Below are 26,945 nucleotides of genomic sequence, written 5' to 3' on the forward strand. Positions count from 1 at the left end.
TTTTTGGTTCCTTTTATTCGTGTAATAATACTGCATCTTTTGTTTGAAACGGTCCATATACTATTTTTTTATGCTGAAATGTAAATGTAGCACGAAGATACATAACAACATCCACATAACGATCTGCCTTTAAGCAAAAAGACAACTGTGCTATTTCATTTGGTAACAACCGTTCAATTCGCCATCGAACAAGCCGAAATAAGAGTTCTCCCTCTCCTGTCCCCGTTTTTAATGTTTGTGGCACATACACTAAATGATCACGAATCATATGGCTTACAACAATATGTGAAACTTCATCTTTCCCTTTATTTTCAACTTCAAGCTTTATTTCTAATATATCTTCTAAGCGATAAGGCACTTGAGTCCTAAAAGGCTCATTCACCATAGTACGTACCTTCAGTGACACATATACTTCAGGTACAAAAGATATGCATACAACATCTTGTTGATTGCCCTCGGCTCGTAAAAACGGGTGTAATGATAACGGAAAGTATCCCTCATTTTTCATTTTCCATGCTTTCATTTTATAAGCTCACCTCGTCTCAGCTCATACACCACAATATGTTTCCAATGTTTTATAAAATATTTTTGTTATAGCATACACACATACTAGGAAAAACTATTCTAAAAAAGCTGCACACTAAATGTACAGCTTTTTTCCATATACACTCTCGTCACTTTCTATAGTATGAGTAATTTCACATAATATGTTCGCAAGAAAACACTTTCTTCCTTAAGAATTTTGCCGATTTTTTAAAATTTACTTCATAGTCAAATTTGACTATAATAAAGTGAAACTGCACTCAGTGGAGGATTCTCTCTCCGTTACAACTAACATGTAATCCCATTAAATTATTAACTAACGTACAATGCGCTATAAAAAGGAGGGTTATCTTTGGAAGAGCAAATAAAAGACAAGAAAGAAAGCACAATCAAATTTGTTGTCGCTGGACTACTACTTGGCATTTTAATGGCCTCGATGGATAATACAATCGTTGCGACTGCAATGGCAACAATTGTAGGAGATTTAGGAGGATTCGACAAATTTGTTTGGGTTACTTCCGCTTACATGGTTGCAACGATGGCTGGTATGCCCATCTTCGGAAAACTTTCTGACATGTATGGAAGAAAACGTTTTTATATAGGCGGGTTACTACTTTTCTTAATTGGTTCGGCACTCTGTGGAACTGCTACTAGTATCGAACAACTCAGCATATATAGAGCGATTCAAGGAATTGGTGGTGGTGCCCTTATGCCAATTGCATTCACCATTATGTATGATATTTTTCCTCCTGAAAAGCGTGGAAAAATGACTGGACTATTCGGAGCTGTTTTTGGAACATCAAGCGTATTTGGCCCTCTACTTGGTGCATATATTACCGACTATATTAGTTGGCACTGGATTTTTTATATTAACATTCCACTTGGACTCATTTCTCTATTTTTTATTACAAAATACTATAAAGAGTCCGTTCAGTACCGCAAACAAAAAATTGATTGGGCAGGTGCACTTACATTAGTAATTGCAATTGTTTCTTTAATGTTTGCATTAGAGCTTGGTGGTAAAAAATATGAATGGGATTCCAATATTATTATTATTCTATTTTCTACATGTGTCTTTATGTTGCTTATCTTCTTCTTTATTGAACGAAAAGCCGAAGAACCTATTATTTCATTTTATTTATTTAAAAAACGTCTATTTGCTACTAGTCAGGGTGTAGCATTTTTCTACGGAGCAACGTTTATTATTTGCACAATATACATTCCCATCTTTATACAAGGTGTACTTGGTGGTTCTGCATCTAATGCCGGCTTAATTTTAACACCTATGATGGTAGGTTCTGTAGTTGGTAGCCAAGTTGGTGGACAACTCGCAACACGTACGAGTTATCGTAATATCATGCTCACCTCTAGTATCTTATTTATTACTGGGATATACTTGCTTAGCACGATAACTGCCGACACATCAAGAATGATGGTTACACTTTTTATGGTTTTAGCTGGGCTTGGAGTTGGCTTTTCCTTCTCTGTTTTAAGCATGTCTTCCATCCATGGATTACAGATGAGAGAGCGTGGTTCCGCAACATCAACAAATTCATTCTCCCGCTCACTGGGCATGACACTTGGTGTAACTATTTTCGGAACCATTCAAAACCATATTTTCACAAATAAATTAAACGCTATCGTTCCGCCAGAATTAAAACATACAATGCCTTCTGGAGGCGACACAAGCTTTTTATTATCAGAAAGTGGTCACAATGCCATTCCACCACATATACTTACTGAAATTCAAAATGCCCTTGCTATTTCGATTGCAGATACATTCTCTTGGGCACTAATACCAGCTCTACTTAGCTTAATCTGCATTCTATTGATGAGCAAAGAGCAACTCGCTGTACCTACAAAAAAAGCGCAAAAACAAGTAAGTTAAATTTTCAAAATATATGCGGCGCATTCCCTACTTATATACGGACGTGCCGCATACATGTATTATCTATTCTTATACTTACAGGAGCTGAAACAGTAATGAGTATGAAATTAGTCATCCTTGGCTTGCTTCTTGAAGGAGATAAACACCCCTATGAAGTACAACACATTATAAAAGACAGACAGATGGATTGCTATATCAAATACGCAAAAGGTTCTCTTTACTATGCATTTGAACAATTAGAAAAGCAAGGGGCCATCGCGGTTACAAATATTGTTCGTGACACGAGTCGCCCTGATAAAACAATCTTTCATATTACAAAACAAGGGAGCATACTTTTCCATCAACTTTTATTAGAGCAATTTCAAGCAAAAAATCATATATATAAACCTATCTATAGTGCTCTTTCTTTTGCTCATCTTGGAAACAAGGAAGAAATTCTCCCCCTTTTAGAAAAGAAACTGCAAGAAACAAACCATTTCCTACATACAATGCAAACAATATATGAATATAACAAAACGCATATACCACGCACTCAACTCCATATCATTATGAATTCAATTGAGCATATTTCGGTTGAAATTCATTTTCTGCAAAAATTACAAGAAGAGGCCCAGAACGGAGATTTATACAAAATCGGAATAGAATAAAAGCACAGCTAAGTAGAAATAGTTGTGCTTTTTATTATGAAAAACTAGATTTTCTATTCATATTTTCTTCTTTTTACCCATTTGTCCTATTCTACTTTTCCCATTAAGATGTGTATAAAAAGTAGAGGTGACAATATGAACAATAACTTAATTAAACAATATGGATTTTACGTATATTATCATTCATCATTTCGAAAACATTTGCTACAAATTCTTATAATCCGCAGTACAATTGCACTTCAAATAGCCTCTTTACGTCCAGCAGAACAAAGAGAACTCCACTTTTACGATCGGCTATTTATTCATGAAGCACATCAAATTTACAAACATGTACATCCCCTTCCATATTCAACTATATATCCGCCTTCACATTGGTGGTGGAACATAAAAGAGTTATGAAGTTTCAGAAAATTTATATTTCAAAATAGTAGACAAAATTTAAAATATTATGTTAAAATTTGTGTCAACATCATAAAAGCTCGTTATATTCCTTTCAATAGGAGATAGGTACATAAGGTAGATATTCTTATGTTTAAAAGGGAAGTTTGGTGAAATTCCAACGCGGTCCCGCCACTGTAATTGTAAAGAGTTCTTTTCATATACCACTGTGTAAACACGGGAAGGGAGAAGAAATCGCTGATACATAAGTCAGGAGACCTGCCTATTTTAACAGCACTGATACACTCACGGGTCATGAGGAGGTGTTTTTTAACGAAAAGGGAGTAATCATTCTGCTCCTCTGTCTATTTTTCGTTACAAGCATTTCCGAGTATTCGGAAATGCTTACTTTTATTTTGGGAGGAAAATAACTATGACAATTCAAACAAGTAATTTAGGTTATCCACGAATCGGATTGCAACGCGAATGGAAAAAAACATTAGAAGCTTTTTGGGCTAACAAATTAGAAAAAGAACAGTTTTTGACAGACATGCAGCACATTCGTCTTAAACATCTAAAAACACAACAAGAAAAAGGGATTAATCTTATTCCTATAGGTGATTTTACTTATTACGACCATGTTCTAGATACAGCACATATGCTAGGGTTTATTCCATCTCGCTTTTCAAATTTCACTTCTTATCTAGATTCTTATTTTGCAATGGCGCGTGGTGCAAAAGATCAAGTAGCGTCGGCAATGACGAAATGGTTCAACACAAACTACCATTATATCGTCCCTGAATATGAAGAAGATTTAACAATCTCTTTAAAAGAAAATCGCCCGCTACGCCTATACGAAGAAGCAAAACGTGAGCTTGGCATTGATGGAAAACCGGTAATATTAGGACCATACACATTTTTAAAATTAGCAAAAGGTTATAAGGAAGAACAATTTCATACAATTTTACAAAAGCTAATCTCTCCTTATACACAACTATTGCAAGAGTTAGAAGAAGCTGGTGTGCAGTGGATTCAAATTGATGAACCCATCTTTGTTTCATTAACGAAAGAAGAAATTGCTGATGCTAAAAACGTATATGAAACACTTTGCAAAGCTGCTCCAAACTTATCTATTATGTTACAAACCTATTTTGATAGTGTAGAAGAAAACTATGAAGAAATCATCACCTTCCCAGTCGCAGGGATTGGACTTGACTTCGTTCATGGAAGAGAAGGAAATATTCGTGCACTTTCAACATACGGATTCCCATCTGATAAAGCATTAGGTTTTGGTTGTGTTGATGGACGTAACATTTGGAGAGCCGACATTGACAACATTCTTGCTTTATTTGAAACATTGCAAGAAAAAGTAAGTCCAAAAGAGTGGATTATCCAGCCTTCTTGTAGTTTGTTACATGTCCCACTTGATAAATCTGTAGAAACACATTTATCAAGTGAATTATATGACGCACTGTCATTCGCAAACGACAAATTAGAAGAACTCTCCATCATTCAAAAAGCTCTTACAAATGGTAGAGAATGTGTAGCAAATGAACTAGAGAAATATAACAAAGCACACGAAACAATCCATAATTCTTCTGTTCGTAATCGTGAAGACGTAAAGGCTGCACGTGGCGCTTTACAAAGTGAAGATTTCAAGCGTCCTGTTGTATTTGCTGAACGCTATACTATACAACAAGAAGCATTAAAACTACCAGTTCTACCAACAACAACAATTGGTAGCTTCCCGCAAACACCAGAAGTTCGTCAAACGCGTAAAAAATGGCGAAATAATGAAATTACAAATAAGCAATACGAAACATTTATTGAAGAAGAAACAAAAAAATGGATTGAACATCAAGAACAAATTGGACTCGACGTACTCGTACATGGTGAATTCGAACGAACAGACATGGTAGAATATTTCGGTGAAAAACTTGCTGGGTTCTCTTTCACGAAAAATGGCTGGGTACAATCTTACGGATCACGTTGCGTAAAACCACCCGTTATTTATGCTGATGTAGCATTTGTTAATGGGATGACAATAAAAGAAACTGTATTCGCCCAAAGTTGTACAAATAAAATTGTAAAAGGGATGTTAACAGGTCCTGTGACAATTTTAAACTGGTCATTCGTTCGAAACGATATTTCACGAAAAGAGGTTGCATATCAAATCGCGATTGCACTTCGCCATGAAATTAACCAGTTAGAATCTAACGGTATTCGTATTATTCAAGTTGATGAGCCGGCATTACGCGAAGGGATGCCACTGAAACAAAAAGACTGGAATGACTATTTAACTTGGGCAGTTGAAGCTTTCCGCTTAGCAACTTCTTCAGTAGCCAATGAAACACAAATTCATACTCACATGTGTTACAGTAACTTTGAAGATATTGTAGACGCTATTCGTGATTTAGATGCAGATGTAATTTCAATCGAAACATCACGAAATCACGGTGAATTCATTCGCACATTAGAAACAACAACATATGAAAAAGGCATTGGTTTAGGCGTATATGACATTCATAGTCCACGTGTACCAAATGCAAATGAAATGTATGAAATCGTAGAACAATCGCTGCAAGTATGTAATCCAAAATATTTCTGGATTAACCCAGACTGTGGATTAAAAACAAGAAAAACAGAAGAAGTCATTCCAGCGCTTACTCACATGGTAGAAGCCGCAAAACAAGCACGCGAACTTTTAAAAACAAAAGCTTAAATATAAAAGAACTGCTAGTCATTTTCACTAGCAGTTCTTTTATTTCCTGCAAAAATAACGTCTATCTTCTCTTTTTTGGCAAAAAAATCCACATGTGTGCATTTTTTCACTAAAGATGTAGAAACTTTCTTCACTTCCGACATTCTTTTTCAAAGGAAGTGTAAATAAAAGATGGAAATGGTATATACGATACTTTTTAGGGGGGAAATGTCATGCTAGGAACATATAAAACGAAAGATGTCACAAACAAAACCGGTATTCCAAAACATATGGTCCGAAAATATAGCCAACTTCTCGAACAGAAGGGCTATTCAATTGATAAAATTGCTGACGCTCGTACTTATACTATGGAAGATTTACGCTTATTAAAATCTATTCACGAACGAGCAGCTACATTAAAAGAAGATATTATGGAAACAATTACAGTCATTCTAAAAGAAAAAGATACACCTCCTCCTTCAAATTCTCCTGCTTTACAAGCAAATTCAGAAATACAAACTGTAGATCAAAATAAAAAGTTTGAAGAATTTATGCAAAAGCTTGATATGTTAGCACAATTAAACGAAGCGATTATTCATCAAAACTCTACACTTATTACACAAAATCGCTTAAAAGATGAAAAACTAGATGAATTAATCCAACAAGTATATGTGAAAGAGGAAAAACAAGAAGAGTTATTACAAGATCTCGTAGAAGCCACTTCTCGAAACGATTCATTGCAAAAAGAAAAAATGGACTTACTTATGAATCACATGTATAAACGTGAGTCAAAGCAAGAAGAAAAAATGAATAAACTCGTCAATCATGTTTATAGAAAAGAAAATGATCGCGATGCGCAGCTCATGCAAGTCATTCGAGAAATTCAAGAAACAAAAAAACTTATCGCTGCCGCAAAAGACCAAAGCTTCTTACAATCACTTAAAAGTCTATTTTTTCGTGGAAAACAAGAAGGTGTCAATGAAGTAAAGTGAAACTTCATTCAACGAAAGATAAAATAGAATAAAATTGAAACAAAAGTTACCAAACTATTGGTAACTTTCGTTTCTATCTCTCTTCTTTCTCTGTCAGCAATGGTAGCGTAATGGTGGCTTCTGTTCCCTTACCTACTTCACTGTGATAAACAAGCGTACCATTATGAGCTTGTAATATACTAAACGTAACCATTAACCCAAGACCTGTTCCTTTTTCTTTCAAAGAATAGTATGGTTGTCCAAGTCTTTCTAACTGCTCTTTCGTCATTCCAGCACCACTATCTTTTACACGAATAACAACTTTTCCATCTTTTTGACGTGCTGTCACTTTTAAATATCCTTTCGTTCCTTGAATTGCTTCAACACCATTTTTTACAACATTCATAATTGCTTGTTTTAGTTTTGCCTTGTCACCAACTGTATGTAAATTTTCCGCAATTTCTACCTGTAAATATACACCACGCATTGCAGCAAATGACGACATGAGTGTTGTCATTTCAATTAATTGCGAAGATAAGTGAACTGGCTCCTTCTTTTCAATTTGTGGTCTTGCTAAATTTAAATAATCGGAAATGATTTGCTCTGCCCGATCTAATTCCGTAAGAACGAGTCTCATATATTCTCTATTTTTAACATCTTCGGTACTTTCTAGTAACTGAATAAATCCACGTACAACAGTGAGCGGATTTCGTACTTCATGTGCTACACTTGCAGCTAATTCACTAACAATATTTAATTTTTCTGATTTCTGCATTTCTGTACGTAACAACACATTTTCATATAAGTATTCTGTTAAATATACTTGAAAACTCATTGTCATAATCATAACAATGGAAGCAAATATATATTCAGCATATAAATTTGACATTAAAGGGGTAAATCCGTTACCCATTAATACATCCATTACATTAAAAATAAACCCAATTAGTGTATATAGTGAAGCTAGTACAAATGCTAAAATGATTTTCTTATTCTTCGGGAACATCATCCATTTTTTCGATAATAACAAAGGGATAATTGCAATACAAACCGCTTCTAATACGCTCAACCAAGTTAACTCGTGCAAAAACCAATCATACGCAATAAAAACAACAATCGATATTACGCCAGTAATACCACCATATAAAAACGCACTAATAATAGGAATTTGATGAAAATTATATTGGCAAACATCACCGACACAAATTGGATATGTCATTGACAAAACAAGTGTCACTGTTGACAAAAACACCGTAATATATCGATTTGGTTTCGGCAGCATGTTTTGGTAACGATTGAGACGAATTGCTTCATACAAAAATAAAGGTAAAATAATGATAGCAACTTGAATCATTAAATCCCGAATAAGCTCCATCCCACATCCCCCATACATATTTTGATATGATTATACCATTTTATACATAATTTGTTTTCATTTTTTAGACTTTTCTTAAATTTTATGTAAATTTTCTGTGAATATAAAATGATAAATGTTACAACTTTTCAAAATAACAGTAAAGGATGTATCAAATATAGTATGGGCGATATACAATAAAGACAGGTTAACAAAATGATTGGAGGAAGATAAAAATGACAGGAACAACGCTCGTCTTAAACGAGGAACATCTTGTTGTACTAGAAAACGTTGAAAGATCAGTTTACGAACAATTACATGAACACACTGGTAAAATCAATTGTACTTGCTCTATCAATAATTCAATGATTCACTTCGAGAAGGTTTCTTCGGTCCTTTGGAACGAAGATGAAATAGATTGGGAATATGGTTATTAAACGATTGGCCGCAACTTGCGGCCTTTTTCTTTTCCATCTTCCTAGAGCAAACCAATTGTAAATATGGTAAACTTAAAGAAAATTTGCAACGGAAGAAAGGGAGTTAGGATGGAACAGTTCATTAACCCTAGAGTGAAAAATATTCAAATTTCAGGAATTCGTCAATTCCATAATATGATTCAGCATTATGATAATCTTATTTCATTAACAATTGGACAGCCCGATTTTCCAACACCTTCTTTAGTAAAAGAAGCTGGAAAACGTGCTATTATTGAAAATTTCACAACGTATACACACAATGCAGGTTTACCTTCCTTACGTGCTGCTGCATGCAACTTTTTAAAAGAGCGCTATAATTTAATATATTCCGCTGAAGAAGAAACGATTGTTACAATCGGAGCCAGTCAAGCGATTGATATCGCATTTCGTACTATTTTAGAAGAAGGAACCGAAGTTATTTTACCTGCACCAATCTACCCAGGATATGAGCCCATCATTCGATTATGCGGGGCAAAACCAGTTTTTGTGGATGTTCGCGAAACCGGATTCCGATTAACAGCAGAAGCACTTGAACTTGCAATTACTGAAAAAACAAGATGCGTTGTTCTTCCATATCCATCAAATCCGACTGGTGTAACTCTTTCTAAAGAAGAGCTACAAAAGATTGTTGCAGTACTAAAAGATAAAAATATTTTTGTGCTCTCCGATGAAATTTATAGTGAACTTGTATATGATGGAAACCACACATCTATCGCCCAATTTCCAGAAATGCGTGATAAAACAATTGTCATTAACGGCTTAGCAAAGTCTCACTCTATGACAGGATGGCGCATTGGATTTTTATTTGCACCAAGCTTCTTAGCGAAGCAAATTTTAAAAGTACACCAATATAATGTAACGTGTGCAACATCTATCGCTCAGCATGCTGCTCTCGAAGCATTAACAGGTGCAAAAGATGCACCTCGCATGATGCGTCATCAATATAAAAAGCGCCGTGATTATGTATACCACCGCCTTATCCAAATGGGGCTACAAGTTGAAAAACCAGCTGGAGCCTTTTACTTATTTCCTTACATAGGAGATTTATCAAATTCTTCATTCGACTTTGCAATCGATCTTGTAAAGGAAGCCGGTCTGGCTCTCGTTCCAGGAACCGCGTTTTCTGAATATGGAGAAGGATATATCCGTCTGTCTTATGCATATAGTATGGAAACGTTAAAAGAAGGCTGCGATCGCTTAGAACAATTTATACAACAAAGAAGCTAAGAGCGTATCTCTTAGCTTCTTTGTTGTATCATTACAGTTGACCGCAAGTTTGTCGTTTCACAATTTTATGAGGAATAATAATACACTTTGCAGCGGCATGTGCATGCTCTACTTTATCAACTAAATATTTTGCTGCCTCATATCCTAATTGATATATATTTACATCAACCGTCGTAAGTGGTGGACTTGTAATTTCCGACATTAACGTATTGTTAAAACTAACAACTGAGACATCCTCCGGGACAGAAACTCCCTTTTTATCTAATGCGCTCAGTACACCAAGTCCAATTAAGTCATCAGTTACCATAATTGCTGTTGGCGGATTTGGAAGTGCCATTAACTCTTCAACCGCTTGTCTTCCACTCTCTCTTGAGAAATCAAAATGTAAAATATATTCTTCGGGTAATACAATATCTGCTAATTTTAATGCATCACTCATACCAGCTAGGCGATCTTTCGTTACAAGCAAATCTGCGCCACCACCAATAAAAGCAATGCGCTCGTGTCCAAGGGAAAGGAAATATTCAGTTACTTCTCTGGCAGCTGCGTAGTTATCATTATCGATATATGTAATGTCCTCTTTTCTTTCATATGGCTTTCCAATTAAAACAAATGGGAAATTTTGTTCTTGTAAGTACATAGCAATACGATCATTCATTCTTGAGTATAATAAAATAATCCCGCCGATTTGGCGACCTTGTACCATCTTTACAACACCTTGAAAAATCTCTTCCTCTGTCTCACCAGTCGACATATATAATGAGTAATCTTCTCCATGTGCAAAAGAACTAATACCACGAATTACTTCAGGGAAAAACGGATTTTGAAATGCTTTACTCGCTGAGCTTGGCATTACAAGCCCAATCGTTTTTGTCGTTTGGTTTGCAAGACTTCTTGCATGTAAGTTGGGATGATATCCTAATTCACTCATCACTTTTCTTACACGACGCTTCGTTTTTTCACTAATACTTGGATTATCCGCAATTACACGTGAAACAGTTGATGGTGCTACATTTGCTTTTTTCGCGACATCCTTAATTGTTACTGTCATGTACGCACGCCTCCTCTCTTCCTTCATTATAAATTCAATTAATAGGGGTTCATCCCGATTGGTTCAACTAACACTCAGCAGGGGGATGCCCCCACTGAGTGAAGTTTCACTTTATATAATACATCATTATGTATATTTACTTTCCCTCTTCATGTATTGTAAGGGATAACCTCTTATTTTCCTATACCATTACATATATTTTCATCTAAAAAAAGAAAAGGGACGTAATGTCCCATTTCTAACCTTTCGTTCCTCCAGCTGTTAAGCCAGAAACGAAATATTTTTGCAGTGATAAGAATAATATCGAGATTGGTATTGCGATTAATACAGAACCTGCTGCAAAGGTTGTAAATTCACTACCGAATTTTTTTGCCACCATTTCATATAAACCAACAGCTAGCGTATAATTTTCTGGCGTTCGTAAAATGATGCTTGCTAAAATAAAATCTGTAAATGGACCGATGAATGTAAATAATGCTACAACTGCGACAATCGGTTTTGCAAGTGGCATAATGATTTGCCAAAAAATTCGGAAATGCCCTGCTCCATCAATACGGGCTGATTCATCTAACTCTTTTGGAATCGTATCAAAATATCCTTTCATCAGCCATGTATTCATCGGGATAGCCCCACCAACATAAATTAAAATCAATGCAAGATGTGTATCAACTAATCCTGTTAACTGCGCAAGTATGTATAGCGCGATTAACGCTGAAAAATTCGGAATCATTTGTAACACTAGAAATGTCATTAAACCATTTTTTCGTCCGACAAATCGATATCTTGAAAACGCATAAGCTGTAAAGCTAATTGCAAGTACAGAGAAAATCATCGTCAAAATACTAACTTTCAACGTATTTTTATACCAAAGTAAATAATTACTTTGCGAAGGGTCTAATAACTCACGATAATGATCCAGTGTCGCATTTTTTGGAATGATACTTGATCCTGACAAACTATCTCCTGGATTAAATGAAGATCCTATAATCCATAGTAACGGATAGAAAATGATAACACACATCGTCAAAATGACAAGATAACTTAATGATAACCGTAACATTTTTTGTCGTTTTGTATTCATTTACATCATATCCTCTTCTTGGAATGATTTTGTTCTTCTAAACTGCCATAATGCCACTGAAATTACAATAATAGATAACATCATTGTTAGTGCCGCTGCTTTTCCATACTGAGCAGATGTCATCGTTAATTTGTAAATCCAAGAAATTAAAATATCCGTCCCACCAGCATTTTGTCCAGATACAGCTGGGCCACCAGCATTAAAGAGATAAATAATACTGAAGTTATTAAAGTTAAACGTATACTGTGTAATTAAAATTGGCGCTGTTGCATATAAAACAAGCGGTAATGTAATTTGCTTAAACTGCTGCCACACCGTTGCTCCATCAACCTCTGCCGCCTCATATAACTCCGATGGAATCGATTGCAGTATACCCGTTGTCATTGCAAAAATAAACGGGAAACCAAGCCATGTTTGAATAGAAATCAACGCTACCTTCGCCCAAAATGGATCTGTCATCCATTCTATTTTTTCAATACCAAACATCGCTAACACTTGGTTATTAATTGCCCCAAATGACTCATTAAACATTCCTGCAAACACTAAAATAGAAACGAACGCTGGGACTGCCCAAGGTAAAATAAAGATTGTACGAATAATCCCTTTCCCTTTAATTCCCGGTTGGTTCACAATAATTGCTAAGAAAATACCAAGCGCAACTTGTAAAGTAGTTGCGATAAATGTCCAAATAATCGTCCAAGAAAGAACACTTAAAAATGTTTCACGCCACATTGGTAATGTGAACAAATCAACAAAGTTTTTAAATCCAACCCAGTCTACAAGCTTTGCAGGTGGAGAGTGATATAAATCGTAGTTTGTAAACGCAATTAATAAAACAAATAAAATCGGAAACACAACTACAAAGATTAGTAATAGAAATCCAGGTGACACCATTAAATATGGAAAACCTTGATCTAATAAATGATGATATTGCTCTTTTACCGAATGTAGCGGCTTTCCAATATCACGCTTTTTCCCGTTTTGATAAGCATCATATATATTAAATGAATATACGCCTAATCCAAACGCTATAACAATTACTGCTAAAATCCCTTTTACTAATAGGAAAATCGAATGATCACGAGGAACTTCTGTACCAAGTGTAACAATTCCCCAAAGCCCAATGTTTAGCAAATCTTTAAATGCTACTACAAAAGCTCCTGTTAGTAGTAAAAATAAAATTCCCTTTACATATTGCTTATTATATAGTTGTCCAATACCTGGAATTACAGACAATGCCGCTGCTGTTTTCCTATGCTTTGTATCATTTACTTCATTGGCTGGTTCAAAAGATGTTTGCATGTTTCTTCCCCCTTTTTTCTTCCCCTTGGAAGGAGGAGAGTCCATGTATCTCATCTATAGAGTACATGAACTCTATCAGATTTTTATCCCTCATTAACAGGCTGTAAGACTCTCACCTCAAAACTTAGAGGATTCAGAGAAGTTTAGGCAGGAGATGAACAGCCCGTTAAAGCCCAATTCGTCGGGCTACACTCAGCGTGGGATGAAGCCCCCACTGAGTGTAGTTTCACTTTATTTGCTATGATTTGCTTGAATATTACCTTCAATTTGCTTCGTTGCATCATCAAGCGCTTTTTTTGGCTTTTCTTTTCCAGAAGCAATTAACTGCAGTGCATCACCAGCTGGTTTCCAAACCTCTTGCATTTCTGGAATGTTTGGCATTGGAATACCGGATTGTGATTGAGTGGCTACCGCTTTCGCTGCTTCATTATCTTTAATAATTGGATCTTCCATTAATGATACTACTGGTGGAATTTCTTTCGTTGTTTCAAAGCGGATTTTCGCATTTTCTTCATTTGTAATCCACTCAACAAATTTCGTTGCTAGATCTTGATTTTTAGAGAAACTTGTTACATGCCATCCTTTTACACCAACAAACGTTTTTACTGGTTCACCATTTGGTAATGTCGGCATCGGTGCTACACCGTAATCAATTCCAGCTTTCTCCATCGCTTGGAATGCCCATGGGCCATTCATAATTGAAGCTGCTTTTCCTTCATTAAATAGTCCGTCCGCAGCCGCGCCGCCACTTTCACCAATAATTCCTTTTGGGAATAATTTTTCATCGTACCATTTTTTCAAATACTCCGCACCTTGTACTGCCCCTTCGTTATTCAGACCAAGATCAGCAGGATTTGGTTTTCCATCCTTCTCACCAAATACATATCCTCCCATACCAGACATAAATGCGTTTGCGAAATAGAAATTATCTCCTAACGCTAAAAATCCGTAGTTTCCATCTTTTGAAAACTCTTTTGAGAAGTTATATAAATCATCCATTGTTGCCGGTGCTTCTGGCATTAATTTTTTGTTATAAATAAATACTGGTGTTTCAACCGCTTTTGGTAACCCGTATAATTTCCCTTCATATGTTTGTGCATCAATAGATAAATCCGTAAACTTACTTGTAACCGAATCTTCTACTTTTAATTCAGCTAATAAACCTTCTGTTACTGAATTACCGATGTGATCATGTGGTAACGTAACAACGTCTGGGCCTGTGCCAGCTGGTCCGTCCAGACGAAGTTTTTCTACTTGTTTTGTCATTTGTGTTTCAACAACTTTTACTTTTACATCATATTCTTTCTCAAAGCTTTCAACTGCAGCTTCTAATCCAACACCTTTTTTCTCATCTTCCCAAACAAGAAGGTCATAATCCCCTTTTTTCCCTTTACTTTCTTCCTTCTTGCTAGATTCCTGCGGACCACAACCTGATAACATACCGATTGCTAAAGCTGGAATCGTCAACAATGATAGCGCTTTCTTCATTATGAAAACCTCCCCAAATATTATGTACATACTACCCTTTACGAAAACGTTTGCAATAAATAGTTTAATAGAAGCGCAAATCGTTTTTCAATCTATGAAAACGTTTGCGCTATTTGACTATCATTATACATCGTTTTTTTCCTTTTGCAAATATTTTCTCTATTTCGTTCGAACTTTTTTCAAAATTCTCCTTATATACTCATTGATTTTCTATATAAGGAATACTATCCTTATAAACAGTACAATGAAACCGATTGCAAACACATTTGGTTCTTAATGATACATAAGGGGGAAATCATATATGCTAAAAGAGGCGATTTATCACCGTCCAAAAAACAATTATGCATACGCTTACAACGAAAAAACGATACATATTCGTTTACGTACAAAAAAGAATGACGTAAACGAAGTATTTTTACTACATGGAGACCCTTATGCATGGGAAAATGGAGCATGGTCATTCTCAAAAACAGCAATGATAAAAAGTGGATCCACTGTACTATTTGATTACTGGTTCATTTCAATCGAACCAAAGTTTAGACGATTACGTTACGGATTCTTATTACAAAACGATGCAGAATCTCTCGTCTATACAGAGCGTGGGTTTTTTGGCGAGCCACCTACTCACGATATCGCTTACTATTTTTGTTTACCATTTCTACATAAAAAAGATGTTTTCACTGCTCCAACTTGGGTAAAAGATACTGTTTGGTATCAAATTTTCCCTGAACGTTTTGCAAATGGAGATGAAGCTTGTAATCCAAAAGGTACACTACCATGGGGGAGTACTGCCCCAACTTCGGAAATTTTTTTTGGCGGCGATTTTGCCGGCGTGATAAATCATATTGACCACCTTGTCGAACTTGGGATAAGTGGCATTTATTTTACACCTATTTTCAAAGCATATTCTAATCACAAATATGACACAATTGATTATATGGAAATTGATCCACAGTTCGGAACGAAAGAAACGTTTCGTGAACTAGTAGACACATGCCATAAACATGGAATTAAAGTTATGCTAGATGCTGTATTTAATCATAGCGGCTACTTTTTCGATAAATTTCAGGATGTATTAAAAAAGGGCGAAGCGTCCCGCTATAAAGACTGGTTCCATATTCATGAATTTCCAATTATAACAGAGCCTATGCCAAACTATGATACATTTGCTTTTACACCGTACATGCCAAAATTAAACACAGCAAACGAAGAAGTAAAACAATATTTACTTGAAGTTGGACGTTACTGGGTACGCGAATTCAATATCGATGGCTGGCGCCTTGATGTTGCAAATGAAATTAATCATAGCTTTTGGCGAGAGTTTCGAGAGGAAATAAAACAAATTAACAAAGATGTTTATATTTTAGGTGAGATTTGGCATGATGCTCTTCCTTGGTTACAAGGAGATCAATTTGATGCAGTAATGAGTTATCCTGTTACAAACGCCCTTCTTTCTTACTTTGCCCATGAAAACATATGTGCAAATGAATTTAAAGAAACAATTACAGAAGCACTTCATTCCTATGCAGCAAATGTAAATGAAGTAGCCTTCCATCTATTAGATAGTCACGATACACCGCGAATTTTAACAATTTGTAATGGAAATAAGCATAAAGTAAAACTACTCTATACCTTTCAGCTTTCATTCCTCGGTTCTCCCTGTATTTATTACGGCGATGAAATTGGGATGAACGGTGGAATGGATCCAGAATGCCGAAAATGCATGGAATGGGATGAAGAAAAACAAGACCGTAATTTATTCCAGCATATACAAACATTAATCTCATTACGAAAACGATATAAAGCATTTGGCGGCCATGGCGCATTTCAGTTTTTAGAAACAGATACAGACAAAAATTATATCGCTTATGTAAAAACATACGAAAAAGAAACAATTTTTATCGCTTTAAATCCAACTAGTGCTGAAATCTCTGTAAAAATACCAATCAATGCTTCCGGAAAAAAAATTATAAACCTCTACACTGGTGACGAATTTTCCGCAGAAGCGTCATCACTACAAGTTTCACTTCCAGCATACGGATTTACCATTTTAAAATGGTAATAAAAAAGGCCTTGCACATCATGCAAGGCCCTTTTTATTTTTATCCCGCTATTTGCGAGCTATAAAGTGAAACTTCACTCAGTAGGGGTTTCCTCCATCCCCGACCGAGTGTTAGTTTCACTTTATTGTAAACGATATACTCTTGCTTCATATGGTCTTAAAGAAATCTCTTTCATTTCATGCTCTTCTACAATGTAGTTATGAATTAACAATTCATAACTACGATACGTCACTTCTTCCGGCATATTAAATATATGATTTTCATCCGTAAAGTTTGCGACAACAAGTAATTTTTCACCATTCCATTCTCTCACATAAGCAAAAATAGCTTGGTCATCTTCTAGTAACAAATGATATGTACCATATACAATGATTTCATGCTTTTTACGAAGTTCGATTAATTTTTTATAGTAATAAAAAATAGAATTTTGGTCTAATAGTGCTGCTTGCACATTAATTTCTTTATAGTTTGGATTCACTTGTAACCATGGATTACCCGTTGTAAATCCACCATGTTCGCTATCAGCCCATTGCATCGGCGTACGAGCATTGTCACGGCCTTTTGTATAAATTGACTGCATCACATCAGTTTCATTCTCACCGTTTTCAATTACCTTTTCTCGATACATATTAAGCGTTTCAATATCACGATATTGATGAATCGAAGCGAACTTAACATTTGTCATTCCGATTTCTTCTCCTTGATAAATATACGGTGTACCTTTCATCATATGAAGAACTGTCGCCAACATTTTTGCAGATTCTACACGGTACGTCGTATCGTTACCAAAACGTGATACAACACGAGGCTGATCATGATTATTCCAGTACAAACTATTCCAGCCCTTATGCTCTAAAGCTTTTTGCCATTTCGTTAAATTTTTCTTTAATTTCGGCAATGGACAAGGAACAACATCCCACTTCCCATGTTCCCCGGCATCTAAGTCCATATGCTCAAATTGAAATACCATTTGTAACTCGTTTCTATCTTCTGCTGTATATAGCTGTGCCTCTTCTACTGTTACTCCAGGCATTTCTCCAACAGTCATAATATCATATTTTGATAAAACTTCTTCATGCATCTCTCTTAAATATTGATGAATTTTGGGGCCATTCATAAAGTATTCATGACCAGATACATATCCATCTGTTTCCGTCTGAACAGTTGGTAATCCCTCTTCTTTTGAAATGAAATTAATGACATCCATGCGGAAGCCGTCAACTCCTTTATCCAACCAAAACTTCATCATATCGTAAATTTCATTTCGAACATCTTTATTTTCCCAATTTAAATCTGGTTGTTTCTTTGAAAATAAGTGTAAGAAATATTCATCTGTTATTTCATCATACTTCCAAGCTGATCCACTAAAGCATGATGCCCAGTTGTTTGGCTCTTTCCCCTCGTTACCAGAACGCCAAATATAGTAATCTCTATATGGACTTTCTTTGCTCTTCTTTGATTCAATAAACCAATGATGTTCATCAGATGTATGATTTACAACTAAATCCATCATTAGTTTCATATCACGGTTATGCATTTCAGCTAATAGATCTTCCCAATCATTCATTGTTCCAAACTCGTCCATAATTTTACGATAATCACTAATATCATAACCGTTATCATCATTTGGTGATTCATAAACAGGTGATAACCAAATCACATCAATTCCTAACTCTTTTAAATAATCAAGTTTTGTAATAATACCTCGAAGATCTCCAATCCCATCTCCATTACTATCCATAAAACTACGCGGATACACTTGATATACAACACTTTCTTTCCACCATTGCTTGTTCATCTTGCTCCCTCATTTCTTTTAATTTAGGCGCAAACGTTTTCATTAATGAATGATAGCAAACTTTAAGAAGAATGAAAACGTTTTATTTTTTTATAGCATTTTTATTTCCTTTTTTCATAGATTCGTTTATAATGAACGCTAAGAAAACGTTTGCATACTTTTTATCGGGAGGACAAAACCATGACAGAGCTAAAGTTAGAGAACATTTATAAAATATACGACAGCAATGTAACTGCTGTAACCGATTTCAATTTACATATACAAGATAAAGAGTTTATCGTATTTGTCGGTCCATCAGGTTGTGGAAAATCAACAACACTTCGCATGATTGCAGGGTTAGAAGACATTTCAAAAGGAGAATTTTCAATTGATGGACGTGTAATGAATGATGTTCCTCCAAAAGATCGCGATATTGCCATGGTCTTTCAAAACTATGCGCTCTACCCTCATATGAGCGTTTACGATAATATGGCATTCGGTTTAAAACTTCGTAAAATAGATAAACAAGAAATCGACCGACGCGTAAAAGATGCAGCACGTATTTTAGGACTTGAAGAATATTTAGAAAGAAAACCAAAAGCACTCTCTGGTGGTCAAAGACAACGTGTTGCGTTAGGACGTGCAATTGTTCGTGATGCAAAAGTGTTCCTTATGGATGAACCGCTATCAAACCTAGATGCAAAATTACGCGTGGCCATGCGCTCTGAAATTTCTAAGCTTCACCAACGTCTTGGTACAACAACAATTTATGTAACACACGATCAAACAGAAGCAATGACAATGGCATCAAGACTTGTTGTTATGAAAGACGGAAAGATACAACAAATTGGTACACCAAAAGAAGTATACGAAACACCAGAAAACGTTTTTGTCGGTAGCTTTATCGGTTCACCAGCAATGAACTTTTTACGAGGTACATTAACAGAAGAATACTTTGTTATAAACGATACAAAAATTAAAGTATCCGAAGGCAAAATGAAATTACTTCGTGAGCAAAATTACGTAAATAAGGAAGTAATTTTAGGGATTCGCCCAGAAGATATTCATGATGAATTACTATTTTTAGAAGCTTCACAAGAAACAAAGTTCACAACAGAAATTGAAGTTGCTGAACTATTAGGTGCTGAGTCTATACTATATATGAAAATCGGGGACCAAGATATCGCTGCCCGCCTTGATGCAAGACATACATTTACAAATGGTGAAAAAATTGAACTTGCTATCGATATGAATAAAGCACATTTCTTTGATATAAAGACAGAACAACATATTCGTTAATGCGTGATAAAAAATGAACCGCCCACACTGTAAAGTAGGGCGGTTTTTTCAAAAAATAGCACGCCTTCCTCAGGCGCGCCGAAAAATGGAGGGTACTATATAGGAGAATGCCTGTCCTATATAAATTACATTATACCAATTTAATTTATCGAATTTTGTGAAAATTTATATAAACCGAAAAAATATTTTTACATAAATGCAAAAAGAGAAAGATTACTCCTTCTCTTTTATCCTGTAGTAACAGGTTAGCAACCAATATCGAATGAATCTCCCACTGGTTAAAATTGCATTTTATATAACACTTATGACTCTCGTTTTCATTACTAAATCATGAAATCCACTATTATCTTTTCTAAATAGCATCATATATACGTTACATAACGATGGCATTCCCAGCAATAAAACGTTTGGTATTAGTAGTACAAAAAAACGCAATGTTAATATTTTAAAGGTTACTGTTTCATTTGTTAACGATATAAGTCTTGTACGTGTTATTTTCTTTCCAACTGTACATCCGTTCCACACTAGCGGAACGACGATAAAATAAAAAGCCATTAATAAAAAGACAAGCGCAAAATCGTAACGGTAATCACCTAAGCTTATATTAAATCGTTTCCACATTGCACTATATCTCCCAGTTGCAATCGCAACAATAACGCCATATAAAATAGATATTAGAAACATATCTATAATGGAAGCACCTATACGGTTCATTACTACCGCTGGACGATGCATCTTTAGTTTCATATTCTGTCGATCCCTTCTGTCCTACTTTACTTGTCCCATCGTAACATGACTAAAAAGGGTTGTAAACATCACGTATTGTTAATCTTTTTTGAACAACACTTTCATATCATTCCAGCCATAAGCAACTTCATATACACCTAAATAATCCAAATACTTTCTATCGATACTTTTTCCATCTAACTTTTCATAAAAGTATTTTGATGGGTTATTCTCTATGACCCACACCATTATAGAACGATGTCCTTGTTCATATAATTTCCCTGTAATTGTATGTATAAGCTTTTTCCCTATTTTTTGTCCTTGGTATGCTTGTAAAATATAAACTGCGTATATTTCTGCATCATAATCATATGTACCTGTTCTTTCTTTTCCACCATTTATAAAACCAACAATCTTCCCATCATTTGTTTTTGCCGCATACGTAATTGATTGATTTTCCTGTATAATTCGCTGCCATAATTCTTCTCTTTTTCTATATGTTTTCTTTTGAATAGCTTCTGCATTTACAATAGTATTATATGTTTCTTTCCAACTATCAACATGCACCTTTGCAATTTCTTGTATATGATGTTCAGCTGCTTTCACAATTCTCATTTCAATACTGCTCCTTCACTCTTTTATAATGAGGGTGTTCTCCTGTTATTGTAAGTATAGCACCACACTTTACACACACTTGCACCTCTGCAAGCGCTTGAGTAAATATCATCACTTCATTTTCTGTATGTGTTGCTATCGTTCCTATTTGAAATTCTTCACATCCGCAGCTATAACATTTTTTCTCCATTTCTAATCCCTCCATCACTAATGTCCCTATACATTCGTTATAAAATAACATAATTCCTGTTTTCTCTTCCTACATGGTAGATAAGCTACATAAAAAAACTGAAAGAATGTGATAAAATATAATAAAATAAACGAATTGAGGTTAAGATTTTGGAACACAACTATTCGTATTTAAAAGAAGTTGCATTAAAAAAAGAAGATATCTATTCATTTTCTTCTTATCCTTTTTCCTTACCAGTCATTCAATCTTTAGACTCATTATCTTTTCATCCAAAAGTAACTTACATTATTGGTGAGAATGGTACAGGAAAATCAACTTTATTAGAAGCAATTGCCGTTGCTTCTGGGTTTAATGCGGAAGGTGGAACGAAAAACTTTAATTTTTCAACACACGATTCACATTCTTCCTTACATGAGTATTTAAGATTAATTAAAAGTGCTTACAAACCAGATGATGGTTTCTTCTTACGTGCAGAATCATTTTACAATGTCGCCTCTTATGTCGATAAAGTTATGGCTTGGGACTCATACGGCGGAAAATCACTGCATGAACAATCTCACGGTGAATCATTCTTTTCTTTATTTATGAACCGCTTTTCAGGAAATGGTTTATATATTTTGGACGAGCCTGAAGCCGCGTTATCACCGATGCGTCAATTATCGATGCTAACCCGTATGCATGAACTTGTAGATGAAAATTCCCAATTTATTATCGCCACACATTCACCAATCTTAATGGCATATCCAAATTCACGAATTTATTATTTAGAACATGATGGTATGCGAGAAGTCACTCTTGAAGAGACTGAACATTATCAAACAATGAAACTCTTTTTTGATAATAAAGACCGTTTATTCCATCATTTATTTCAGTCATAATAAAAAATAGCTAGCATATGCTAGCTATTTTTTAACTTATAATGCCTCTATAAACAACGCTACCCCGATGCCACCACCGACACATAGAGAAGCAATTCCTTTTTCTAACTTTCTTCTTCTTAATTCATGAATTAAACTTACTGTAATACGTGCTCCTGTACATCCAATTGGATGCCCAAGACCAACACCACTACCATTTACATTTACTTTTTCACGATCTAAACCTAGCTCTTTTTCGACCGCTAAGTACTGAGCAGCAAATGCTTCATTTATTTCTAGTAAATCAGCATCTTCTACTGACCAATTTACTTTCTCTAAACCTTTACGAATTGCTGGCGCTGGTCCGATACCCATAACTTTTGGATCTACACCTGCTACAGAATAGCCAACAATTCTTGCTAGTGGCTGTAATCCTTTTTCTTTCGCCATTTCTTCACTCATAAGTACTAGCATTGCACTTCCATCATTAATACCAGACGCATTACCAGCAGTTACTGTTCCACCTTTACGGAAAGCTGCTTTTAAACCTGCTAACTTTTCTAGTGTAACCTCTGCACGTGGATGCTCATCTTTTGAGAATACAACTTCTTTTTTACGTTCTTTTATTGTAATTGGCACAATTTGCTCATCAAAATAGCCAGCTTCAATTGCTTGAAGAGCACGTTGATGACTTCTTAATGCCACTTCATCTTGTTCTTCACGAGAAATTTCATATTGTTCAGCAAGATTTTCTGCTGTTTCACCCATCATAATATGGTGAATCGGATCTTCTAACACTTCCCACACCATATCGCGAATTTCTCCATGTTGCATACGTTGTCCCCAGCGATGCTGCTTTAATGCATAAGGGCTGGAGCTCATCGCTTCTACACCACCTGCTACAACGATATCACTTACACCTAACTGGATTTGCATTGCTGCTGACATAATTGCTTGCATGCCAGAAGAACATTGACGCTGAATTGTATAACCTGTAACAGTATCAGGAAACCCTGCTGCTAATGCAGCCGTTCTCGCTGTATTTGCTTCATCTGTTCTTTGAATACAATGCCCTAAAATTACTTCGTCTACTTCGCTTGGATCTACTCCGCCGCGTTTTACTGCCTCTTGCAGAACTGGAACTGCTAACTGCACTGGTGTCACATTTTTAAGTGCCCCTCCAAATGTTCCAATTGGGGAACGTACTGCCGCTGTAATAACTACATTGCGCATGATGTACTTGCTCCTCTCTTATGTATCCTAGTAAGTTTTTAGGTGAAATTCCATAAGATGTATGTCTATATCTATCATACTACTAATAAATTAAAAAATCAAAAAATTTATACATTTAAAAATCGTAAAATTCAGTTCATTCTGTTAATGTATACAAATACTTATGTAATATTTTGTTAGTCGTTTCATTTAATACTGGTAATCTATTTATTGGAAAGTATCTCAATTCTTCCCCTTCATAATCATGAGTCATCATTCCACTTATATGATGCGCCTGAAAAACATTAATAATATTATAAATTTCATCTCCATTTGGATACTTATAGTAAAACTCTTTCCCGGAAAGAACTCCTAGAAATTGCAATGTATTTGCTATTAACCCTGTCTCTTCCAACAATTCACGCCTAGCTGTTTCTTCAATTGTTTCCCCTAGCTCCATTGCACCACCTGGCAATCCCCAGTCATGTGTATCAGAACGTAATTGCAATAATACTTCTTGCTTTTCATTTAAAACAATCACAGCCGAACCAACTAATAAAATCGGCTTTGTCCCAACCTGTTTTCTTAGTTCCTCAATATACCCCATTTGTAACTCCCCTTTCTTACTCTCCTCCATCATAACAAACTCTCTTCATTATTTACATATAATAAATAACAGCTTCCTTTCCATAAAAAAAGCGCAGTTCTAAAATCTTAGATAGCGCTTTTAAAAAACAACCTATATATAATTTTCCAATTTTACCGCTTCAAACGCTTTTTCTATCTCTTCATCACGATAATGGACATATGTAAAACGACCTAACTCTACTAATCGGGCGATTTCTTTCATTGCTTTTGCAGTTTCATAATCTTCCTTCATCGAAATATAAACGTAAAATTTCATAAACTGCTTTTCATATAATGTATCTCCTGCTTCTACATACACTTCTTTTACTCCTTGTACCATATTTACATAACTTGCAAATTGATATACTGCTTCACGCTCTGACACAATTTTAAAAGTATACATATTTCATCCCCCTTTCTTTTTACTATATCAAAAAGAATAGCAGGAAATATGTCGAACTTTGAATACTTTTCGACTCTTCGTACCTATTTTCCATAGCAAATCATAACTATACATAAACCAGTAACAATCATCATAATTATTATATAAATCTATTTTGAAAATGCCATAAAACCTTTTTTAAAATGCCAAAGAGTATTTAACCATACAGTAGAGTACCTATCACCTTCTTTTTCTACCGTATGCCTTATAAAATAAGAGCATTTCTCTGTTCTTCCTACACCACATTGGCTTAACGGTTTGGAACTCCAGTGAAATGTGTATAAATACGGATATAAGGAAACTCCAAAATGCAGTATGTTAGGCACCCACCCATACACATATCTTCTCTCCTTTACATACAGTATGTTGTAAACAATTTTATTCCGTGTAATGCGGAATTGAAAAAAGTACAAGATAGAAAAATGCTCATTTTTCACAGATTATTATGCATAAAGGAGAGGTTCAAATTGTCTTTTTCATATCCACAAGAACGTTCTCGGCGCAGATCATCTCCGCCACCTGAAACCACAAGTTTCCAATCTGCAGCTCAAGAGGAAACCGAAACATCACCGAGAGGACAAACGCGTAATCATAACGTTGCTCAAGTAACGGACAGTGGAAATTCCCATGTGAATTTAAATATAGACTCCGCAATTGATGCACATTCCACTTCGGAGACACAAAGTAACGAAGGTACAGAGATGCCATCACAAGGAAACCAATCAGGCAACATTAGTACAAAAAATACAAATAATAATAGTAATGATGTAACAAACCAATTACTAGTAGCGCTTCTTCCATTTTTAACAAATGCCTTAGGGAATGCAGCTCAAGCACAATTACAACACAATCAAGGAAATACAAATCAAGAATAGGCTGCCGAAAGTGGCCTATTTGTATTAAGGAGGGGTTATAATGGAAGGAAACAATTCCAATGTTGAAAACAGTGGGAATTCCCATGTCAACGTCCATGTCAATGTCGACACAAGTTCCCTTGCTTACGCAATGATGTGTTATTGGCATACAAGTGGGATGATTACAGATAAACAATTTACACATATGTTAACAAACTATAATCACATACTTGGTAAAGATGCTTCCTTCCCTGACCTACTCTCGAATATGAAAGATTTTTCAAGTTTTATTCGAAAAAATAAGTAATGTTATAAAATCTATTTTTTAGATAGGAGAGAGCAGCTAACCATATATTGTGACTGGTAAGCCTTTTTCCTATCTCATATAACATAAAAAACAATCTACATGCCAGTAACTTAGCTACCTGAAAATAACAATGAATTTATATAGTTACTTTCCTCTTTTACTTAAATTCCGAGGTGAAATCATATGCGACCTTACATCAATGTATGTATTTGCATTACTCCTGGAACAATAATGGCGGACGATCGAATTGCCAAAGAAATTGCTCTAGCTGAATATATTTGGCACCCTATTTCATTTCATATTGAAGATGTCATTATACTAGATGAAACATATCGATTTCATAATGCAGAAATTAGTTACATGTCTCCAATGAAAACGCAACCAAAGCTCACTTCTTTTTTTGAAGAATGCTCCTCTCTTTCTCCAAACTGTGATGTTTATATTTGCTATATTGGTAGTCAGTATTTTCAAGAAAATAATGTCATCGCATGTGCATATTCTTTAGCAATTAACAAAAAAATAACAGGTTACATTGTACTAACAAATGCTGCTGCTTCAAAACGAAACATATATACATTAGCTCATGAAATTGGTCATATTTTATTTACCCGCAGAGAACAAGGAAAATTAACACATGCCGATCCGCACTGTCCTAATGGTTCTGAACATCATCCTTCTGCCACAAACCTTATGCATTATATCGTTCCCCACCCTGATCATTCACCAATTGATTCTTTATTAACAGCGATGCAGCGAAAATTAGCTTTGAGAAGCAGCCTATTGAGAGAAGAAAAAAAGTAGCTATTATGGCTACTTTTAAATACGTGTATGTTCATCTATAAACAAAACTCCAATTGCTATTTAATAGT

General features: G+C 35.3%; 26 protein-coding genes and 1 riboswitch. Of the genes, 13 read left to right on the top strand and 13 right to left on the bottom strand.

The features are described 5' to 3' along the window. Positions 1 to 13: 13 nt before the first annotated feature. A complete protein-coding gene (locus tag BAMA_RS03095; RefSeq protein WP_034635871.1) occupies positions 14 to 523 on the bottom strand; it encodes a hypothetical protein in 510 nt (169 codons plus the stop codon). A gap of 372 nt (positions 524 to 895) precedes the next feature. Here BAMA_RS03095 and BAMA_RS03100 point away from each other — a divergent pair, with 372 nt between their 5' ends. The 5 genes from BAMA_RS03100 (at position 896) to BAMA_RS03120 (ending at position 7,149) form a co-directional block, all read left to right on the top strand. After that, positions 896 to 2,431, top strand: a complete 1,536-nt coding sequence (locus tag BAMA_RS03100) for an MDR family MFS transporter (protein WP_034635872.1) — start codon at positions 896 to 898, stop codon at positions 2,429 to 2,431. Between the two features lie 95 nt (positions 2,432 to 2,526). Then, the gene (locus BAMA_RS03105) at positions 2,527 to 3,078 is read left to right on the top strand and encodes a PadR family transcriptional regulator (protein WP_034635873.1); all 552 of its coding nucleotides are present in this window, start codon (positions 2,527 to 2,529) and stop codon (positions 3,076 to 3,078) included. A 135-nt stretch (positions 3,079 to 3,213) separates the two neighbouring features. Beyond that, on the top strand, positions 3,214 to 3,477 hold the full coding sequence (locus BAMA_RS03110) for a hypothetical protein (RefSeq protein WP_034635874.1): 264 nt from the start codon (positions 3,214 to 3,216) through the stop codon (positions 3,475 to 3,477). Between the two features lie 89 nt (positions 3,478 to 3,566). Beyond that, positions 3,567 to 3,757, top strand: a riboswitch (cobalamin riboswitch). A gap of 132 nt (positions 3,758 to 3,889) precedes the next feature. After that, a complete protein-coding gene (metE, locus tag BAMA_RS03115; protein WP_034635875.1) occupies positions 3,890 to 6,178 on the top strand; it encodes a 5-methyltetrahydropteroyltriglutamate--homocysteine S-methyltransferase in 2,289 nt (762 codons plus the stop codon). A 212-nt stretch (positions 6,179 to 6,390) separates the two neighbouring features. Next, on the top strand, positions 6,391 to 7,149 hold the full coding sequence (locus BAMA_RS03120; RefSeq protein ID WP_034635876.1) for a DUF3967 domain-containing protein: 759 nt from the start codon (positions 6,391 to 6,393) through the stop codon (positions 7,147 to 7,149). A 73-nt stretch (positions 7,150 to 7,222) separates the two neighbouring features. Here BAMA_RS03120 and BAMA_RS03125 read toward each other — a convergent pair whose 3' ends face one another. Then, positions 7,223 to 8,503, bottom strand: a complete 1,281-nt coding sequence (locus tag BAMA_RS03125) for an ATP-binding protein (RefSeq protein WP_034635877.1) — start codon at positions 8,501 to 8,503, stop codon at positions 7,223 to 7,225. A gap of 215 nt (positions 8,504 to 8,718) precedes the next feature. Here BAMA_RS03125 and BAMA_RS03130 point away from each other — a divergent pair, with 215 nt between their 5' ends. Beyond that, entirely contained in the window at positions 8,719 to 8,919 is a 201-nt protein-coding gene (locus BAMA_RS03130) for a hypothetical protein (RefSeq protein ID WP_034635878.1), read from the top strand. A gap of 108 nt (positions 8,920 to 9,027) precedes the next feature. Then, positions 9,028 to 10,185 carry an aminotransferase A gene (locus tag BAMA_RS03135; protein ID WP_034635879.1) on the top strand — a complete coding sequence of 386 codons (1,158 nt, stop codon included), beginning with the start codon at positions 9,028 to 9,030 and terminating at the stop codon, positions 10,183 to 10,185. Between the two features lie 31 nt (positions 10,186 to 10,216). Here BAMA_RS03135 and BAMA_RS03140 read toward each other — a convergent pair whose 3' ends face one another. The 4 genes from BAMA_RS03140 to BAMA_RS03155 form a co-directional block, all read right to left on the bottom strand. After that, positions 10,217 to 11,236: a LacI family DNA-binding transcriptional regulator gene (locus tag BAMA_RS03140; RefSeq protein ID WP_034635880.1), complete on the bottom strand. Its 1,020-nt coding sequence runs from the start codon at positions 11,234 to 11,236 to the stop codon at positions 10,217 to 10,219. Positions 11,237 to 11,474: 238 nt separating this feature from the next. Further along, positions 11,475 to 12,317, bottom strand: coding sequence for a sugar ABC transporter permease (locus BAMA_RS03145; RefSeq protein WP_034635881.1), 843 nt, complete (start codon positions 12,315 to 12,317; stop codon positions 11,475 to 11,477). Continuing rightward, positions 12,318 to 13,619: a carbohydrate ABC transporter permease gene (locus BAMA_RS03150; protein ID WP_034635882.1), complete on the bottom strand. Its 1,302-nt coding sequence runs from the start codon at positions 13,617 to 13,619 to the stop codon at positions 12,318 to 12,320. A 231-nt stretch (positions 13,620 to 13,850) separates the two neighbouring features. Further along, entirely contained in the window at positions 13,851 to 15,107 is a 1,257-nt protein-coding gene (locus BAMA_RS03155) for an extracellular solute-binding protein (protein WP_034635883.1), read from the bottom strand. Positions 15,108 to 15,408: 301 nt separating this feature from the next. Between BAMA_RS03155 and BAMA_RS03160 the strand changes: the two genes are divergently transcribed. After that, on the top strand, positions 15,409 to 17,169 hold the full coding sequence (locus BAMA_RS03160; RefSeq protein WP_034635884.1) for an alpha-glycosidase: 1,761 nt from the start codon (positions 15,409 to 15,411) through the stop codon (positions 17,167 to 17,169). A gap of 122 nt (positions 17,170 to 17,291) precedes the next feature. On the opposite strand, the gene BAMA_RS03165 is transcribed toward BAMA_RS03160, so the two are convergent. Then, complete coding sequence (locus BAMA_RS03165) at positions 17,292 to 18,968, bottom strand: glycoside hydrolase family 13 protein (protein WP_034635885.1); 1,677 nt, start codon at positions 18,966 to 18,968, stop codon at positions 17,292 to 17,294. 180 nt (positions 18,969 to 19,148) lie between these two features. Here BAMA_RS03165 and BAMA_RS03170 point away from each other — a divergent pair, with 180 nt between their 5' ends. Next, complete coding sequence (locus tag BAMA_RS03170) at positions 19,149 to 20,246, top strand: ABC transporter ATP-binding protein (RefSeq protein ID WP_034635886.1); 1,098 nt, start codon at positions 19,149 to 19,151, stop codon at positions 20,244 to 20,246. A gap of 291 nt (positions 20,247 to 20,537) precedes the next feature. On the opposite strand, the gene BAMA_RS03175 is transcribed toward BAMA_RS03170, so the two are convergent. The 3 genes from BAMA_RS03175 to BAMA_RS03185 all read right to left on the bottom strand — a co-directional run bounded on the left by BAMA_RS03175 (position 20,538) and on the right by BAMA_RS03185 (position 21,777). Continuing rightward, a complete protein-coding gene (locus BAMA_RS03175) occupies positions 20,538 to 20,993 on the bottom strand; it encodes an RDD family protein (RefSeq protein ID WP_034635887.1) in 456 nt (151 codons plus the stop codon). 78 nt (positions 20,994 to 21,071) lie between these two features. Next, a complete protein-coding gene (locus BAMA_RS03180; protein ID WP_034635888.1) occupies positions 21,072 to 21,587 on the bottom strand; it encodes a GNAT family N-acetyltransferase in 516 nt (171 codons plus the stop codon). A gap of 1 nt (position 21,588) precedes the next feature. Beyond that, entirely contained in the window at positions 21,589 to 21,777 is a 189-nt protein-coding gene (locus tag BAMA_RS03185; RefSeq protein WP_034635889.1) for a hypothetical protein, read from the bottom strand. Between the two features lie 149 nt (positions 21,778 to 21,926). Here BAMA_RS03185 and BAMA_RS03190 point away from each other — a divergent pair, with 149 nt between their 5' ends. Next, positions 21,927 to 22,655, top strand: a complete 729-nt coding sequence (locus BAMA_RS03190; protein ID WP_157405944.1) for an AAA family ATPase — start codon at positions 21,927 to 21,929, stop codon at positions 22,653 to 22,655. A gap of 36 nt (positions 22,656 to 22,691) precedes the next feature. Here the strand turns inward: BAMA_RS03190 and BAMA_RS03195 are convergent, their stop codons facing one another. From BAMA_RS03195 to BAMA_RS03205, 3 genes are all read right to left on the bottom strand, one after another. Continuing rightward, positions 22,692 to 23,867, bottom strand: coding sequence for an acetyl-CoA C-acetyltransferase (locus tag BAMA_RS03195; protein WP_034635891.1), 1,176 nt, complete (start codon positions 23,865 to 23,867; stop codon positions 22,692 to 22,694). A gap of 136 nt (positions 23,868 to 24,003) precedes the next feature. Next, complete coding sequence (locus BAMA_RS03200; RefSeq protein ID WP_034636236.1) at positions 24,004 to 24,453, bottom strand: NUDIX hydrolase; 450 nt, start codon at positions 24,451 to 24,453, stop codon at positions 24,004 to 24,006. A gap of 132 nt (positions 24,454 to 24,585) precedes the next feature. Further along, positions 24,586 to 24,876 carry a DUF3928 family protein gene (locus BAMA_RS03205; RefSeq protein WP_034635892.1) on the bottom strand — a complete coding sequence of 97 codons (291 nt, stop codon included), beginning with the start codon at positions 24,874 to 24,876 and terminating at the stop codon, positions 24,586 to 24,588. A 506-nt stretch (positions 24,877 to 25,382) separates the two neighbouring features. Between BAMA_RS03205 and BAMA_RS03215 the strand changes: the two genes are divergently transcribed. From BAMA_RS03215 to BAMA_RS03225, 3 genes are all read left to right on the top strand, one after another. Beyond that, positions 25,383 to 25,790: a hypothetical protein gene (locus tag BAMA_RS03215; RefSeq protein ID WP_034635894.1), complete on the top strand. Its 408-nt coding sequence runs from the start codon at positions 25,383 to 25,385 to the stop codon at positions 25,788 to 25,790. Positions 25,791 to 25,830: 40 nt separating this feature from the next. Then, positions 25,831 to 26,076 carry a hypothetical protein gene (locus tag BAMA_RS03220; protein WP_034635895.1) on the top strand — a complete coding sequence of 82 codons (246 nt, stop codon included), beginning with the start codon at positions 25,831 to 25,833 and terminating at the stop codon, positions 26,074 to 26,076. A 183-nt stretch (positions 26,077 to 26,259) separates the two neighbouring features. Beyond that, on the top strand, positions 26,260 to 26,877 hold the full coding sequence (locus BAMA_RS03225; protein WP_034635896.1) for an ImmA/IrrE family metallo-endopeptidase: 618 nt from the start codon (positions 26,260 to 26,262) through the stop codon (positions 26,875 to 26,877). Positions 26,878 to 26,945: the final 68 nt, after the last annotated feature.

The organism is Bacillus manliponensis, assembly GCF_000712595.1.
Lineage (GTDB): Bacteria > Bacillota > Bacilli > Bacillales > Bacillaceae_G > Bacillus_A > Bacillus_A manliponensis.

Coding starts and splice junctions, on each gene's coding strand:
- BAMA_RS03095 (WP_034635871.1), bottom strand. CDS start 523: ATGAAAGCATGGAAAATGAAAAATGAGGGATACTTTCCGTTATCATTA.
- BAMA_RS03105 (WP_034635873.1), top strand. CDS start 2,527: ATGAGTATGAAATTAGTCATCCTTGGCTTGCTTCTTGAAGGAGATAAA.
- BAMA_RS03110 (WP_034635874.1), top strand. CDS start 3,214: ATGAACAATAACTTAATTAAACAATATGGATTTTACGTATATTATCAT.
- metE (WP_034635875.1), top strand. CDS start 3,890: ATGACAATTCAAACAAGTAATTTAGGTTATCCACGAATCGGATTGCAA.
- BAMA_RS03120 (WP_034635876.1), top strand. CDS start 6,391: ATGCTAGGAACATATAAAACGAAAGATGTCACAAACAAAACCGGTATT.
- BAMA_RS03125 (WP_034635877.1), bottom strand. CDS start 8,503: ATGGAGCTTATTCGGGATTTAATGATTCAAGTTGCTATCATTATTTTA.
- BAMA_RS03130 (WP_034635878.1), top strand. CDS start 8,719: ATGACAGGAACAACGCTCGTCTTAAACGAGGAACATCTTGTTGTACTA.
- BAMA_RS03135 (WP_034635879.1), top strand. CDS start 9,028: ATGGAACAGTTCATTAACCCTAGAGTGAAAAATATTCAAATTTCAGGA.
- BAMA_RS03140 (WP_034635880.1), bottom strand. CDS start 11,236: ATGACAGTAACAATTAAGGATGTCGCGAAAAAAGCAAATGTAGCACCA.
- BAMA_RS03145 (WP_034635881.1), bottom strand. CDS start 12,317: ATGAATACAAAACGACAAAAAATGTTACGGTTATCATTAAGTTATCTT.
- BAMA_RS03150 (WP_034635882.1), bottom strand. CDS start 13,619: ATGCAAACATCTTTTGAACCAGCCAATGAAGTAAATGATACAAAGCAT.
- BAMA_RS03155 (WP_034635883.1), bottom strand. CDS start 15,107: ATGAAGAAAGCGCTATCATTGTTGACGATTCCAGCTTTAGCAATCGGT.
- BAMA_RS03160 (WP_034635884.1), top strand. CDS start 15,409: ATGCTAAAAGAGGCGATTTATCACCGTCCAAAAAACAATTATGCATAC.
- BAMA_RS03165 (WP_034635885.1), bottom strand. CDS start 18,968: ATGAACAAGCAATGGTGGAAAGAAAGTGTTGTATATCAAGTGTATCCG.
- BAMA_RS03170 (WP_034635886.1), top strand. CDS start 19,149: ATGACAGAGCTAAAGTTAGAGAACATTTATAAAATATACGACAGCAAT.
- BAMA_RS03175 (WP_034635887.1), bottom strand. CDS start 20,993: ATGAAACTAAAGATGCATCGTCCAGCGGTAGTAATGAACCGTATAGGT.
- BAMA_RS03180 (WP_034635888.1), bottom strand. CDS start 21,587: ATGAGAATTGTGAAAGCAGCTGAACATCATATACAAGAAATTGCAAAG.
- BAMA_RS03185 (WP_034635889.1), bottom strand. CDS start 21,777: ATGGAGAAAAAATGTTATAGCTGCGGATGTGAAGAATTTCAAATAGGA.
- BAMA_RS03195 (WP_034635891.1), bottom strand. CDS start 23,867: ATGCGCAATGTAGTTATTACAGCGGCAGTACGTTCCCCAATTGGAACA.
- BAMA_RS03200 (WP_034636236.1), bottom strand. CDS start 24,453: ATGGGGTATATTGAGGAACTAAGAAAACAGGTTGGGACAAAGCCGATT.
- BAMA_RS03205 (WP_034635892.1), bottom strand. CDS start 24,876: ATGTATACTTTTAAAATTGTGTCAGAGCGTGAAGCAGTATATCAATTT.
- BAMA_RS03220 (WP_034635895.1), top strand. CDS start 25,831: ATGGAAGGAAACAATTCCAATGTTGAAAACAGTGGGAATTCCCATGTC.
- BAMA_RS03225 (WP_034635896.1), top strand. CDS start 26,260: ATGCGACCTTACATCAATGTATGTATTTGCATTACTCCTGGAACAATA.